Source organism: Lichenihabitans sp. Uapishka_5 (assembly GCF_033947565.1).
In the GTDB taxonomy this organism is placed as follows: domain Bacteria; phylum Pseudomonadota; class Alphaproteobacteria; order Rhizobiales; family Beijerinckiaceae; genus Lichenihabitans.
In genome coordinates this window covers 21,512-36,244 of the sequence record NZ_JARPVX010000001.1, presented here as the reverse complement: position 1 = coordinate 36,244, position 14,733 = coordinate 21,512, and the positions used below count along the sequence as shown (strand labels likewise).

Annotated in this window: 10 protein-coding genes; 6 read left to right on the top strand and 4 right to left on the bottom strand. The window is 67.3% G+C overall.

Annotated features, from left to right (window positions below):
• Positions 1-14: 14 nt before the first annotated feature.
• From P7D22_RS00125 to P7D22_RS00110, 4 genes are read right to left on the bottom strand one after another with little or no spacing between them, the layout of a single operon-like run.
• Positions 15-236, bottom strand: a complete 222-nt coding sequence (locus tag P7D22_RS00125; protein ID WP_319932166.1) for a hypothetical protein — start codon at positions 234-236, stop codon at positions 15-17.
• Positions 233-3,301, bottom strand: a complete 3,069-nt coding sequence (locus tag P7D22_RS00120) for an efflux RND transporter permease subunit (protein ID WP_319932165.1) — start codon at positions 3,299-3,301, stop codon at positions 233-235. The genes P7D22_RS00125 and P7D22_RS00120 overlap by 4 nt, the downstream gene beginning before the upstream one ends.
• Before the next feature lie 4 nt (positions 3,302-3,305).
• On the bottom strand, positions 3,306-4,391 hold the full coding sequence (locus P7D22_RS00115; RefSeq protein ID WP_319932164.1) for an efflux RND transporter periplasmic adaptor subunit: 1,086 nt from the start codon (positions 4,389-4,391) through the stop codon (positions 3,306-3,308).
• Positions 4,388-5,374, bottom strand: coding sequence for an efflux RND transporter periplasmic adaptor subunit (locus P7D22_RS00110; RefSeq protein WP_319932163.1), 987 nt, complete (start codon positions 5,372-5,374; stop codon positions 4,388-4,390). The genes P7D22_RS00115 and P7D22_RS00110 overlap by 4 nt, the downstream gene beginning before the upstream one ends.
• Positions 5,375-5,574: 200 nt before the next feature.
• Between P7D22_RS00110 and P7D22_RS00105 the strand changes: the two genes are divergently transcribed.
• The 6 genes from P7D22_RS00105 to P7D22_RS00080 all read left to right on the top strand — a co-directional run bounded on the left by P7D22_RS00105 (position 5,575) and on the right by P7D22_RS00080 (position 14,511).
• Positions 5,575-6,159, top strand: a complete 585-nt coding sequence (locus P7D22_RS00105) for a TetR/AcrR family transcriptional regulator (protein ID WP_319932162.1) — start codon at positions 5,575-5,577, stop codon at positions 6,157-6,159.
• A 199-nt stretch (positions 6,160-6,358) separates the two neighbouring features.
• Positions 6,359-8,545, top strand: coding sequence for a UDP-forming cellulose synthase catalytic subunit (gene bcsA, locus P7D22_RS00100; protein ID WP_442915993.1), 2,187 nt, complete (start codon positions 6,359-6,361; stop codon positions 8,543-8,545).
• 39 nt (positions 8,546-8,584) lie between these two features.
• Positions 8,585-10,819 (top strand): cellulose biosynthesis cyclic di-GMP-binding regulatory protein BcsB, encoded by a 2,235-nt coding sequence (locus P7D22_RS00095; RefSeq protein WP_319932160.1) that lies wholly within the window; start codon positions 8,585-8,587, stop codon positions 10,817-10,819.
• Complete coding sequence (locus tag P7D22_RS00090) at positions 10,816-11,922, top strand: glycosyl hydrolase family 8 (RefSeq protein WP_319932159.1); 1,107 nt, start codon at positions 10,816-10,818, stop codon at positions 11,920-11,922. The genes P7D22_RS00095 and P7D22_RS00090 overlap by 4 nt, the downstream gene beginning before the upstream one ends.
• On the top strand, positions 11,913-13,748 hold the full coding sequence (locus tag P7D22_RS00085) for a hypothetical protein (RefSeq protein ID WP_319932158.1): 1,836 nt from the start codon (positions 11,913-11,915) through the stop codon (positions 13,746-13,748). The genes P7D22_RS00090 and P7D22_RS00085 overlap by 10 nt, the downstream gene beginning before the upstream one ends.
• A gap of 70 nt (positions 13,749-13,818) precedes the next feature.
• A complete protein-coding gene (locus P7D22_RS00080) occupies positions 13,819-14,511 on the top strand; it encodes a hypothetical protein (protein WP_319932157.1) in 693 nt (230 codons plus the stop codon).
• The last annotated feature ends 222 nt before the right edge of the window (positions 14,512-14,733 follow it).

Here is a 14,733-nt window from a genome sequence, read left to right as displayed (position 1 = left end):
AGCGGCCCGTCCTCTCACGACGAGCCGGTCCGGCCCGGGGTGGCCATCAGCGCCGCCCAACCGGCCTCCGTCAGCGCGAAGAGGACGCGCGGCTCGCCGGACGCGACGTCTTCGACGCTGCGACACCAGCCGCGCTTGGTGCAGCGGCCCACCGGCCCCTCGCGCAGGGGCTGCGGGCCCGAGGCGAGGCGCCGCAGGAGCGTCACCTCGGACGGGCGGGGCGGGCGCATCGTCATTGGGCGACCGGACGGGTTGCCGATCCACGCGGCGGCGCCTTGATGCGGAACCACGCCACATAAAGCGCCGGCAGGAAAAACAGGGTCAGGAAGGTCGCCGCCACGATACCGCCGATCATCGCATAGGCCATCGGGCCCCAGAACACCTGCGGTGCGATGGGGATCATGCCGAGGCTCGCCGCCGCGGCTGTCAGCAGGATGGGGCGCATGCGGTGCTGCGTCGCTTCCACGACCGCGCTCCAGCGGTCCTTGCCCTCCGCCAGCACCGCGTCGATCTGGGCCATCAGGATGATCGAATTGCGGATGATGATGCCGATGAGGGCCAGGATGCCCAGGATCGCCACGAAGCCCATCGGCTTGCCGGAACCCAGCAGCGCCGCCACCACGCCGATCAGACCGAGCGGCGCAACGCTCACCACCAGGAACAGTTTCTGGAAGCTCTGCAACTGCACCATGATGAAGAACGCCATGGTGAGCAGCATCACCGGCACGACCGCCGCAAGTGGACCCTGGCCCTTGCCGCTTTCCTCGACGGCGCCGCCAACCGCGAACTTGAAGCCGTCCGGCAAGCCCTGCGCGAACGCCGCAGTGGCGGAATCGAGCTGCTGCACGACGGTTGCGGGCTGCGTGTCGTCGCGCAACGCCGCCCGCACTGTGATGGTCGGCAGCCGATCGCGCCGCCAGACGATCGGCTGTTCGAGCTCCATGCGAAGGGTCGCGAAGGATAGGAGCGGCACGACAGCACCACTGGCCGTAGGAATCTGCAAGCTTTGCAGCGTCTCGATGCGGTTGCGTTCGCCGGCGGCAGCGCGGCCGATGACGTCCACCAGATAGATGCTGTCGCGCACCTGGGTGATGCTGGTGCCGCCCACGATGCCGTTCAGGATGGCAGCCACATCGGTGGACGAGATGCCGAGCTGCCGCGCCTTGTCCTGCGCGATGTCGACCCGCACCACCTTGCCGGGCTCGTTCCAATCGAAGGTGGGCGCATCGAGGTGCGGGTTGCCGGCCATGATCTTCGCCAGCGCCAGCGCCCGGGTACGCAACACCTGGATGTCGGGACCGCTGACCCTGTATTGCACCGGCCGCCCGACCGGCGGCCCGAGGTCGAGCGGGTGGACGAAGGCGTCGGTCCCGACGAAGCTCGTGGCCAGTTGGGTCTTCAGCCGGGCCTGAAGCTTGGCGCGCGCCTCGAGCGACTTCGTCACCACCACGGCCTGCCCGAAGAACGGATTGGCGAGCTGCTGATCGAGCGGCAGGTAGAAGCGGATCGCACCCTCGCCCACATAGGAGCTCCAGCTGACGATGTCCGGGTCGGAACCGAAGCCCGATTCGAGCCGGTCCATCTGGGCCTTGGTTTCGGCGATGGAGCTGTTCTGCGGCAGCGTCATGTCGACCAGCAGTTCCGGCCGATCCGAGGAGGGGAAGAACTGTTGCTGCACATGCCCCATGCCGACAATCGCGAGCCCGAGCAATGCCACGCACCCGACGATCGTCACCCAGCGCCAGCGCATCGCCCCGACCAGAATCGCCGTGAAGGCGCGGGTCAGCAGGCCCGGACGGTCGCTGTGCCGCTTCATGGTCTTCGGCAGCAGCTTGACGCCGATCAGCGGGGCGAACAGCACCGCCACCACCCAGCTGATCAACAGCGCCGCCGCGATCACCACGAACAGTGAATAGGTGTACTCACCGGCCGACGAGCCGTTGAAGCCGATCGGGATGAAGCCCGCCACGGTGACGAGCGTGCCGGTCAGCATCGGAAAGGCCGTCGACGTATAGGCAAAGGTGGCGGCCTTGGTCAGGCTGTCGCCTTGTTCGAGCCGGCTCACCATCATCTCCACCGTAATCATGGCGTCATCGACGAGGAGACCGAGCGCGATGATGAGCGCACCGAGCGAAATGCGCTGCAGCGAAATGCCGAAATAGTTCATCGCCACGAAGACGATCGCCAGCACCAGCGGAATCGAGAACGACACCACGAGCCCGGCCCGCAATCCCAGGCTGACGAAGCTGACCAGCAGCACGATGCCGACGGCTTCGAGCAGGGCTTCGGTGAAACCACCGACCGCTTCCTCGACGATGCGCGGCTGGTCGGACACGAGGTGCACCCCGACCCCGATCGGCAAGGTCGCCTTGACGGCCTGCATCTTGGCTTTCAGGTCCTGGCCGAATTGGAGAAGGTTGCCGGAAGCCTTCATGCCGATGCCGAGCCCAATGGCGGGCACGCCGTCGACACGGAACAGCGGATCGGGCGGATCCCGGTAGCCGCGCGACACCGTAGCGACATCGCCGAGCGGGAAATATCGGTCGTTGACCCGCAGGTTGATGGCCCGAAGGCTGTCCTCGGAGGTGAACTGGCCGCTGACCCGCAGCGAAATGCGTTCCGGCCCGGCCTGGACGACGCCGGAGGGCTGGACGGCGTTCTGGTTTTGCAAGGTTTGAACCAGAGACTGCACGTTCAGGCCCAGCGCTGCCAGCTTGCGGGCTGAAAAGTCGAGATAGATGACTTCATCCTGGGCGCCGATCACCTGCACCTTGCCGACATTCGGCACCGTCAACACTTCCGAGCGCACCTGCTCGACGTAATCGCGCAATTGCCGCTGGCTGAGTCCATCGGCCGTGAAGCCATAGATATTGCCGTAAACGTCGCCGAACTCGTCGTTGAAGCTCGGGGCCTGCACGCCGTTGGGCAGCGTGTATTGGATATCCTCGACGTGCTTGCGCACCTGGTAGAAGTAAGCGGGCACCTCCTTGGCCTTGGTGGTGTCCTTCAGGTTGACCAGCACCGTCGTCTTGCCCGGCACCGTGTAGCTTTTGGTGTAATCGAGCGCGTCGATCTGCTTCAGCTCCTTCTCGATGCGCTCCGTCACCTGATTGAGCATCTCGTCGACCGTGGCGCCCGGCCAGCTTTGCTGCACCACCATGGTCTTGATCGTGAACGGTGGGTCTTCTTCGCGGCCGAGCCCCCGATAGGCCATCAAGCCTGCCAGGGCCGAGACGATCATCAGGAACCACACGAAGGAGCGGTGCCGCAGGGCCCACTCGGACAAGTTGAAGGATGTCACGGGATCAGGGTTCCGAAGCAGAGGATTTGACGGCTTGTCCCTTCGACAAGGAATGCACGCCGGCGACGACGACCCGCTCGCCCGCCGCGAGGCCGGCCGTCACCGTGACGCCCTCGGCGGTTCGCGCCCCGAGCGTCACCGGCCGGGGCGACACGGTCCCGTCGGCACCGACCAGCCAGACCGTCGTCTGCTGACCCTCGGTGAGGATGGCAACGTCGGGCAACACGATCTGGGCGCCCGCGGTCTGCGCGAGGGACACCCGTATGGTGGTGCCGAGCCGGAACGCGACACCCGGGTCGGTCAAGGTGAGGCGGATGCGGCGCGTCAAGGTGGCGGCATCCGATTGCGGTGCGATCTCCCGCACTTCGCCGGGAGCGGTGACGCCGTCGTCGGCGAGGAGGTGCACGCTGAAGCGCGCCCCCACGGGAAAACGGTCGAGCAGGTCGTCCGAAACATCGAGCACGGCGTCGCGCTGGTCGGGACGTGCGATCGTCACCACGGTCTGGCTCAGGCTGACGACCTGCCCGACTTCGGCGCTCCAGCGCGCCACGATGCCGTCGTGATCGCTGGTCAGCACGGTATAGCCGAGCTGTTCCTTGACCTTGGCCAAGCTGGCTTCGGTCTGGTTGAATTTGGCCTGGGCGGTGTCGCGCGCCGCCACGGCGGCATCGAGCTGCGCTTGGCTGACGCTTTCGGTCTTGATCAGGGCTTGTTGCCGCAACAGCGTCGCGGCCGCATTGGTAAGCTGGGCCTGCGCATTGGCGCGGTCGGCCTCCGTGGAGGTGAGCGCCAGGCGGGCCACCACGGGATCAAGCGTCGCGAGCTGCTGCCCCTTGTGAACCACGTCGCCCACGTTCACGTCGCGGGAGATCATGCGTCCGGTCATCTGGAAACCGAGCTCGGCTTGATAGCGGGGTTCCACCGTGCCCGTGAAACTGCGGTCGACCCGACGCTCGGTTGGCTGCACCACGAGGCTCAGCACCGGCCGCACGGGCGCGGGCGGCTCGTCTTGATGATGCCGATCGCAAGCGGCGAGCGTGAGCGCCGCCGCCAAGACGAGCAGGCGATGCGTGCCGTAGGGGGACCTCATGGAGCGTTGCCTTCGACGACCAGAACCTTCTGGCCGGGGAACAACAGCTGTACCCCGTCCACCACCACCCGTTCCCCCGCCGCGAGGCCGTGCGCCACCGTGAAGGCGCCGGTGCGATAGGTGCCGACCTCGATCGGTCGCAACGCAACCCTGTTCTGGTCGTCGATCACCCAAAGCGCCGGCTTGCCGTCGCGCTCGAAGAGCGCGCTCCAGGGCAGCAGGGCGGTTTCGTGCCGGTCCCAGCGCGCGTGGCCCACCACGGCCGTGCCGAGTGCCATCTGGGGCGGCGTTTCGATAAGGCCGATCTTCACCGTGACGGTGCCGGTGGCGGGATCGACCAAGGGTGCGATCTCCCGCACCGTGCCCGTGGTGGCGACCTTGGGATCCGACTGCAGCACCACATCGGTGGTGTTGTCGCTCGGCGGCGCAGTCAGCAGCGCTTCAGGAATCGCAAAGACGGCGTCGCGCGGGCCATCCTGTGCCAACACGAAGACGGTCTGGCCCGCCTGAACCACCTGTCCGGCCTCGAGCGTGCGGGACACGATGACGCCGGACTGGCCGGTCTTCAGCTCCGTATAGGACGATTGCTCCTTGGCGGTGTTCAGCGCCGCCTGGGCGACCGCCACCTGGGCCGTATTGGCGTTCAACGTCGTTTCCGCCTGGTCATAGCTGGCGCGCGTCGTGAAGCCGCTGGCGATGAGCTGCTTCTGACGGTCGAACGTCTGTTGGGCCTGCTGGAGGGTGGCTTGCGCCGCCGCGAGGGCGGCCGTGGCACTGCTCACGTCGGCCCGCTGCTCGGTCGGGTCGAGCCGTGCCAGGACGTCGTTCGGCCCCACATGCTGGCCGACTTCGACCAGCCGGGCCGTCACCTTGCCGGCCACCCGGAACGCGACGTTGCTCTGGATGCGGGCCGCGATCGTGCCCGTCAAGGCGAGGTCCGGGGCGTTCTCGACCTGCCGGGCCACCGCGGCCCGCACCGGCACGGCGGGGTCATCCTGCGCTATCGCCCGCTGAGGCAGCCCCGCCGAGACGGCAACGCCAAGACAAGCGCCCACCGCCCATCCGGAGCGGCGGGCCAAAAAAAACCAAAGCGGAGGAGGGCGGGTCGACATGAAACATCCAGCCGGCGACTTGTGGACGATCCCATATCGCGGTAATAAAAATCCGTCCAGTTGGTTTTTTTATGACTCATCGCCTGTCGCAAGCGCGTAGCCGAGCCACCCTCGAGAAGATTCTCGCGGCCGCCGAGGCCGTGGTGGCGCGGGATGGCTTCGGGGGCCTGACGCTCGACGGCGTCGCTGCCGCAGCCGGGATCAGCAAAGGCGGCTTGCTGTATCATTTCCGGTCGAAGGACGCCCTGATCGTGGCGGTGGCGGCCCGCAAGCTCGACCTGCTGAGTGAGGGCATGGATCGCGCCGCCGCCGCCCGCCGCGGCCTGCCGCATCCGACGTTGGCCGGCATGATCGCCCATTCGACCGAAACCTATCGCAACGACGAGGGCTTCTCCCGGGCGCTGCTGGTGGCCGCCGTTGAGAATTCCGAGTCGCTCGTGCACTTCCGGGAAGCCTTTGCGGACGTCATGGCCCGCGTGCGGGCCGAAGGCACCCGCCCGGACATGGCTCTGGCGATCTTGTTCGGCGTCATGGGGCTGCAGGTGATGCGAACGCTCGGGGTCACGGATCTGCACCCGGCCGAGGCTGAGACCATCTTTGCGGCGCTGAGCGACCTGGCGGCGTCCATGCCGGCTGTCGCCGATCCGAACGACTGACGTCGAACCTCGCATCTTCGCCGATCAGGTCGAGACCACGTCACAGCAAGTTTTTGCCGATGCGGGACGAAGTCATGGTTTCGGCACGGTAAATCCACATCCGGCGAATTGCAACGACTGCTTGTGAAAACCTACATCGATCGATGTCAGAACAGATCCGTATTGCGATGTTCGATTATCGATCTGTGGGATGATGGCCGTGAAACCTATCTCTATTGCAGGCTGGGGATTGGCAGCGTTGCTGGCGCTGCTTTACGCGGAACTCCCGCTCAGCGTCGAAGCGCAGCTAGCCATCGTTGTATCGGCGCTGGGCCTGATGGTCGTCGTCAAGGCGTTGCGGCTGGGCGGCGCATGGCGCAGCGTATTTCTCGCCTTGGGCACCTTTATCGTGCTGCGCTACATCATCTGGCGCGTCACCAGCACGGTACCCTCGATCAGCTCGCCGCTCGATTTCGCGGCCGGGGCCATGCTGGTCCTCGCCGAATGTTACTGCGTCACCATGATGTTCCTCAGCCTGTTCACGATCGCCGATCCGATCGACAGGCCAAGGGCGCCCCTGCTGAGCGACGATGAGGCCCCGACGGTCGACATCTTCGTGCCGTCCTACAACGAAAGCCTCGACATCGTGGCCCCGACGCTGGCGGCCGCCAAGCGCATCACCTATCCGGCCGGCAAGCTGAACGTTTTCCTGCTCGACGACGGCGGCACCGACGCCAAGGTGAATTCCGACGATCCCGCCACGGCGGCGCGCGCCCTGAAGCGGCGCCAGACCATGCAGGCGCTCTGCCGCGAACTCGACGTGCAGTACCTCGCCCGCGAGGAAAACCAGCACGCCAAGGCCGGCAACCTCAACAACGGCTTGGCGCACAGCACCGGCGATCTCGTGGTGGTGTTCGACGCCGACCACGTGCCGGCGCAGAATTTCCTGCGCGAAACGGTCGGACATTTCCGCGACGACAAGAAGCTGTTTCTGGTTCAGACGCCGCATTTCTTCCTCAACCCCGACCCGATCGAGCGCAATCTGCGCGCCTCGCAGATGCCGACCGAGAACGAGATGTTCTATGGCCTCGTGCAGAAGGGCCTCGACAAGTGGAACGCCGCCTTCTTCTGCGGCTCGGCCGCCGTCCTGCGGCGCGAGGCGCTCGAACAGGTGGGCGGCTTCCATGGCTCGTCCATCACCGAGGATGCCGAAAGCGCACTCGAGCTGCATTCGCGCGGCTGGAACAGCCTTTATGTCGAGACCCCGATGGTGGCCGGCCTGCAGGCCGAAAAATTCGACGCCTTCATCACGCAACGCTCCCGCTGGTGCCGCGGCATGGTGCAGATCCTGCTCCTGAAGACGCCGCTGTTCAAATCGGGCCTGTCGGTGCCGCAGCGTCTCAGCTACCTGGCCAGCAGCATGTTCTGGCTGTTCCCGCTGTCCCGCATGGCCTTCATCTTCGCGCCGATGCTGTATATCTTCTTTGATCTGAAGATCTACGTCGCCAATCAGCAGGAGTTCTTTGCCTACACGGTCGCCTATATGGCCTCGGCGCTGTTGATCCAAAGCTACATCTTCGGCCGCGTCCGCTGGCCGTGGATCTCGGATGTGTACGAATACATCCAGTCGGTGATGCTGTTCCGCGCCGTCATCAGCGTCTTCATCAACCCGCGCAACCCGAAGTTCGAGGTGACGGCCAAGGGCCAGACGCTGGAGCACGACCGCATCTCCGAGATCGCGCTGCCCTATTTCGTCGTGTTCTTCATGGTTCTGGCGAGCCTCGTGGTGCTGGGCTACCGCTTCGCCTACGAGCCGGAAGCCCGCGAGTTGATCGGCGTCGTCGGGGTGTGGAGCCTGCTCAACCTGATCCTGGCGGGTCTCGGGCTCGGCGCGGTCTGCGAACTGCGCGAGCGCCGCAGCGTCCCGCGCGTGGATAGTCGTGGCGCCGCCACCCTGGTGTTCGGCACCGAGGCGATCCCGGTGACGATCGAAGACATGTCGTTCGGCGGCCTGCAGGTACGTCTGCCCGACGGCGCCCAGATCAAGCCGCGCGCCAGTGGCACCCTGCGGATGGCCGATCCTGCCGATCCGAGCCGCATCTGGGAAACCCCGGTGGTGGGCGTCAGCCGACGCACCCTGTCGGAAGGGCGGGGCGTCGGGCTCCGGTTCTTCGGGGTCAACGGCGACCGGTTCCGCATCATCGCGGCCACGGCCTTCGCGGATGTCGGGATCGTTTACCGCAAGCGCCAGGGCCAGGTGACCCGTACCGGCATTCTGCACGGCTCCGCCCTGATGACGTTGTGGTGCATCGTGCAGACCGGACGCGGGCTTTATTACGCCGCCTTCCGCCGCGACGGGGCCTCGCCGTCGGCCGCCGCCCCGTCATCCGAGAGCTCGGTCGCCTGAGGCGAACCGTCCCGTAGCGTCGATCTCAGGATTTTCCCCATGGCACCCATCAAGGTCCTCGCCTTGTTTCGACCGCATGCCTTCCTGCTCGCGGCCTCGACCCTGGCGCTGACGGCGGCCACAGCCGCAGCCGACGGCGCCGCCCCGGCCCCCTTCGTGATCGCGCCGCGAACCGTCGCGGCGGCGGTGCCCGGTGGCGTCTTGCTGAAGCGCCTTCCGGCCGGCCAGGACGGCCTGACGTTCCGGGGCGAGATGGCATCGCGCCGCTTCGCCGTGGCGTTGGGCCGGAGCGAGGCCGCCCGGATCAACACCTTCCAGGTGGCGCTGCGCAACACGGTGTCGTTGCTGCCCGAACATTCGGCCATCACGATCAGCGTCAACGGACGCACCCTGGCGGCCGTGCCGGCCAATGCGGCCGACAAGACCATGCTGGTGCCCATCGCGGTACCGGCCGGGCTGCTGGTGCCCGGCGCCAACACGGTTCAGGTCACGGCAACGCTGACCCACCGCGTCGATTGCTCGGTACCGGCCACCTATGAGCTTTGGGCGACGCTCGACCCGAGCCACACCGGCTTCGTGGTACCCGATGGGGCAGCCGACCAGATCGCCGGCGTGGCGGACCTCGCTGCGGCGCCCCTGGCCGAGGACGGCACCACGCGCATTTGGGTACGCATGCGCGAGGGGGCCGACGAGGCCGAGATCGGCCAGGCCGCCCGCGCCGTGCAGACCCTGGTCCGCCGCGCCAAACTGGTGCGTCCGGTGGTCGAGGTAGCGCCCGAGGCCGGTCGCGGGCCAGGCCTCGACCTGATCGTCGCAGGCCACGAGCCCGAGGGTTTCGCGCCATTGGCCAAGACCGCCGGCATCGGGGTCGGTCAGGACGCGGGGACGGGTCGCATCATGGTCGAAGTTGATCCGGAAGCCGACGAGGCGCCGCGCGCCACGCCGTCCGTCGCAGCTGGGGTCGTCGAACCGCCGCGCGACGGGTTCCGCAAGAGCTTCGCGCAGCTCGGCAGGAACACCGAGGTGTTCACCGGCCGACGCTACGAGGCGAGCCTTGCCGTGGTGCTGCCCCCCGACTTCATGAGCACCAATGATCGGGCGCGCCTGCGCCTCGATGGCGGCCATTCGGCCACGCTGGTCGACGGCGACGGCTTGGCGCTGCGGGTCAACGGCACGCTGGTGTCCTCCGTGCCTTTGCTGGCCCGCAAGGCAGAGCGCTTCGATCATCGCGAGGTCGAGCTGCCGCTCCGCTTCTTCCATCCGGGTCGCAACGACGTCACCATCGAGGGCACGCTGTCGGCCGAAGCCGATGCGCAGTGCAAGACCATGACGATGCCGCATGAAGCACGGCTGACGATCGCGGATACGTCCGAGCTCGAGTTTCCCGGCTTCGCCCACCTGACCACCATTCCGCAGATTCCGGCCGCCATGGCGGCGCGTGGCGATCTGCCGGTCTACCTGCCGGGCAGCGATCGCGCGTCGATGGCGGCCGCCCTGACGGTTCTGGCCAATCTGGCAGCATCGGGCAGTCCGGCCGCGACGCTCCAAGTGCACCTCGGCATTGTCGACGAAGACCGGCCCGGCCTGCTGGTGGCGGCTGCCGACCAGCTGCCGGCGTCGATCTCCGGCGCCCTGCGCAGCCTCACGGCGCCCGTCGCCCCCGCACCGGCTAGCGTCGATGCGGCCAACGCCAGCGCGGCAGACACCGATGCGGCAACCGGTGCCAGTGAGACGACACCGGCTGACGCCACGCCACAAAGCGTCGCCCCAACGCGCCTCGGCGTGCTGGTCGACGGAGTGCGGGCCGGGCTGCGCAGCCGCGGCTTCTTCTTCGGCAACGACAAGGCCGACCTGCTGACGCTGAAAAGCGACGATCTGCTGGTGGCGGCCGTGACGCCGGGCGGCAAGGCTCCGCGCGACAGCCTCGACGTGATGCCGCGCTTCACCCGGGACGCCACCCATTGGCTTGTGGTGACGGCGTCGAGCCCGGCGACGCTCGACGGGGGCCTCGACCGGCTCGCCGCCAGTGGGCGATGGGACCAGTTGCGCGGCGAGGCCGTAAAATTCGACCCCACGAGCGGCGAGATCGAGGTGCGGCAGCCGCGCGGCGTCACCTATGTGCTGCCGTCCGAGGTGGTGGTGGCCGACGTGCGTCCGATCCTGGGCGGCCTGATGAGCGACAACATCTTGATGAGCTTGGCGATCCTGTTCGTGGTGATGGGCACGCTCGGCGTCTCGACCCACGCGCTGGTGCGCCGCATGGGTGCGAAATGAAGGGCGCCGCGATCCTGCTCGGGGCGATCCTGATGGCCAGCAGCTCCCAGAATGGCGCTCGGGCCGGCGAAACGCTGGCGTCCCTCGACGCCGCCCAGCACACCCAGAGCCTGGTCGACCGCGCGTCCCAGGACTGGCTTTCGTCTGAATGGCGCAGCTATGCGGCCCGGTTCGTGACCCCGGACGGCCGGGTGGTCGACAACGCCAATGGCGGCATCTCGCATAGCGAAGGGCAGGGCTATGGCATGCTGCTGGCCGTCAAGGCTGGTGACGCCGCGAGCTTCGAAACGCTGTGGCGCTGGACCGCGCGCACCCTTGCGGTGCGCAAAGACCACCTGCTGGCCTGGAAATGGGATCCCGCCGTCAAGGCCGTCACCGACACCAACAACGCCACGGACGGCGACATCCTAGTGGCCTGGGCGCTGGCGGAAGCCGCGAAACGCTTCCATCGTCCCGACTACCGAGAGGCCGCGGTGGTGCTCGCCCGTGCGGTCGGCAGCCACGCCATCCTGCCGACGCCCTTGGGCCCCGTGTTGAAGCCCGGCCTCACGGGCTTCGGTGCCTCCGAACAACCGGACGGCCCCGTGGTCAACCTGTCTTATTGGGTGTTTCCGGCCTTTGCGTCCTTGGCCGCTTTGGCCCCCGAATTCGACTGGGCGGCCGTGCGGCACAGCGGCCTGGCGCTGATCCAGGCGAGCCGATTCGGCACCCTCGGGGTGCCATCCGAATGGGAGGGGCTCGCCAGCGGCGCGCCGCGCCCGGCCGCTAACTTCCCAGCCGCCTTCGGCTACAACGCCATCCGGATCCCGCTGTATCTGGCCTTCGACGGCGGCGCCGACACCCGGATCGCGTTGGAGCCTTTCGCGGCCCCCTGGGGCCAGACAGCCTCGACGACACAATTGCTGCAAGCCCATGAGGTGCCGGTGACGGTGCCGCTGGCGCAACCCGGCTATGACCTCGTCATGGCCACCGCGCGCTGCGTGTCGGCCGGCACGGCCGTGCCGCCGGAGATGATCAACGCCCGCAGCGATCTTTATTACCCGGAAACCCTCCGGCTTCTGTCCGTCATCGCCATTCAGGAAAGGGTATCCGCATGTCTCTGACCCCGCGCGCCATGGCCCTGCTGATGACCGGCACGGCCTTGTTGATCGCCACGGCCGGCCCCTGCCTGGCCGCCGCCGACCCGTCCGATGCGGTGGTGTTCGGCAAGCCGATCCTCGCGGCCGACTCGCCCCTCATGGCGAAGCCCCCTGGCACCAAGCCGGCGCCCGCTCCCGCCGACGCCGGATTCCTGCCGAACCGGGCTGCCCCGACCCCCGCCGCCGTCGCCGCGACCGGCGAACCCAACCTGAGCGCCTTGCGGTTTTATGCGTCGCAGAACGACCTCGCGCGCGTGGCCGCCGAGATCCGCCTGCTGCGGGCGAAGTTCCCCGGCTGGGAACCGCCGACCGATCTGTTCACGGATGACCGACCGGGCGAATCCGAGCAGGCGTTCTGGGACCTTTTCGCCGAGCACGACCTGCAGGGCCTGAAGGACGCGATCGCCGAGCGACAGCGCCAGACCCCGGGCTGGAAGCCGAGCAACGACCTGTCGACCAAGCTGGCGCTTGCCGTTGCCTACGAGCAGCTCGTTCATGCGTCCGACGCGAAATCCTACGGCACCGTGCTCGATGTGGCGGCGGCCAATCGCGGGCTTTTGACCTGCAGCACCGTCGATGCGGTGTGGCGCAGCGCGGAAGCGCTCGTGGCGACCGGCGACGAGCCACATGCGGTCGAGGCTTATCGCTATGTGCTGAACACCTGCACCGACCCGCAGGAGCGGCTGGCCACGGTGCAGAAGGCTTCCGCGCTGTTGACCACGCCGGGCGCCGTCGATGGGTTGGTCCAGATGGGCAAGCGCCTGCCCGACGGGTCGAGCGAATTCGCCGACCTCAAGTTCGATGCGGTGCGGCGGCGTGTCGGCGATGCCTTGGCGGCCAAGCAGGTCGCGCCCCAGGCCGACCTCGACCAGCTCACCATGCGCGCTCGCGCGGCGAACGGCAGCAAGGATGCGGAGCTGCTCGGCTGGTACGCCCTGAGCCGGCAGGATTTCGCCGGCGCCGAGACGTGGTTTCGCGAGGCGCTCAAGGCTGGCGCCGCGGCAAAGCCGGCCGAAGGGCTGGTGCTGGCGTTGCGCGACGGTGGCAAGGCCGGAGAGGCCGTGGCGATGGCCCGGCACTATGCGTCGCTCGGTGCCCCCAACGCCAAGCTGATGGTCGAGGTGCTGGTGGCCAACCTCGACGCCAAGGTGCCGCTGCCGGCCGACGCTCTGGCGGCGCTGCCAGGAGCGATCGACGAGGGACATTTGGCCGATGCCGCCCAGGCCTATGGATGGCATCAGTTCAAGTTGAAGGCGGTACCGGAGGCCCAGAGCTGGTTCCGCAAGTCGCTCGACTGGCAGTCGAGCGAGGCGGCGGCCGTCGGACTCGTGGTGACGGCCAAGCAGCTGAAGCAGCAGGCCGCGTTTACGGCCGCCGTGGCGCAATATTCCCCCACCTATCCGCGGGTCGCCGAACTCGCCACGGTGATGAAGTCGGCCGAGCGCGTCCGGCCGCCGGTGCACGAGGTGCGCGAGGCCCGTCGCCAGAAGCCTGCTGCCGGGGGACATGCGCCGAAGGGCGACGGGTGGGACAGCGGCGCGACCGAGATCGTCAACACCTTCCAGGGTGGTAACCTCGATCAGGCGCTTGCCATGATGGATGCCCGGCGAGCCGGCCATGCCGAGCCGAAGGGCCTGTCAGTGGTGCGCGGCTGGGCCCTGTTCAAGAAAGGCGACTGGGAAGGCGCCAAGCAGGTGTTCAACGACCTCGACGCCAAGGGCATGCACGACGAGGCCAGCAAGGGGCTGAAGCAGATCGAGCTCGGCTACACGCCGCCGCGCTTCCGCTGAGCCACCCCATCCGCCAGGCGGCCTCGACGATCCTGCTTTGCCGGAGCCACGCGGCCCGAAAGGAAACCCCATGCCGATGAAAGCCGTCGGGCCGATGGCCCTGTTGCTGATCTCCGCCGCAGCGCTCGGCACATCGAGCGTCGCGGCCAGAGCCTCGATCATCCAATATACCTACACGGGCCAGGTCGGATACGGCTATGATCGAGCCGGCTTGTTCGGCAATGCCGAGACCCTCACGGGCGAGCGCTTCACCCTTGTGGAACGCTTCAACACCGACCGATCCGCCTTCCGCTACGTCGATGCGGCGCAAAGCCTGCAGTTCGGCGGCCAGCAACGCGGCGCCCCGGGGGCGGCGAGCTTGACCGTCACCATCGGCGGCGTCAGCCGCAGCATCGCGGATCTCGAGGACTACATCTACAGCGGTTCCGTCACCGGCAAGCACCTCGACTTCGTCAAGAACGCGACGGGCTACGAATACGGCGGCTTTTATGTCGAGTCGCCGCTGATGCGGGCCGACTACGGCTCGGCCACGACGCTCAATGCCGATCAGGCCCGCTTCATCGGCAACTACCAATATTTCAACGCGGCCGATGCCTCGCTCGCCACCTACGCGAGCTTCGATGTGGGCCGGCTGACCGTGGGTCTGGTGTCCGCAGTGCCACTGCCCGGCAGCCTTGCGCTCTTCGGTGGCGCCTTGCTTATCCTGGGCTTCGGGATGCGCTATCGCCGGACCGCGATCCGGCTGGAGAAACCCAAGCCTTGAGGGTCCGAATAGGCTCGCTCGGCGCCGTCGCGGTTCCATGCTGGTTGTCAGAAAGACGCGTACCGGATGCATCCGGACCGCACGGCAAGCACGTTCCGAACGGTAAGTTCGGTAATCATCCCAGAAACATCTGCGATTCGCCAAACTCTCCAGAGGTATAAACGCGGTTGCGGGGGGCCTCGGCATTATTGATGATAGGCAAGGGGTCGTTCGAGGAGCATC

What these genes read in the sequence shown, in the direction of transcription:
- P7D22_RS00115 (WP_319932164.1), bottom strand. Translation starts at nt 4,391, where the DNA reads ATGAGGTCCCCCTACGGCACGCATCGCCTGCTCGTCTTGGCGGCGGCG.
- P7D22_RS00125 (WP_319932166.1), bottom strand. Translation starts at nt 236, where the DNA reads ATGACGATGCGCCCGCCCCGCCCGTCCGAGGTGACGCTCCTGCGGCGC.
- P7D22_RS00105 (WP_319932162.1), top strand. Translation starts at nt 5,575, where the DNA reads ATGACTCATCGCCTGTCGCAAGCGCGTAGCCGAGCCACCCTCGAGAAG.
- P7D22_RS00095 (WP_319932160.1), top strand. Translation starts at nt 8,585, where the DNA reads ATGGCACCCATCAAGGTCCTCGCCTTGTTTCGACCGCATGCCTTCCTG.
- P7D22_RS00080 (WP_319932157.1), top strand. Translation starts at nt 13,819, where the DNA reads ATGCCGATGAAAGCCGTCGGGCCGATGGCCCTGTTGCTGATCTCCGCC.
- P7D22_RS00085 (WP_319932158.1), top strand. Translation starts at nt 11,913, where the DNA reads ATGTCTCTGACCCCGCGCGCCATGGCCCTGCTGATGACCGGCACGGCC.
- P7D22_RS00090 (WP_319932159.1), top strand. Translation starts at nt 10,816, where the DNA reads ATGAAGGGCGCCGCGATCCTGCTCGGGGCGATCCTGATGGCCAGCAGC.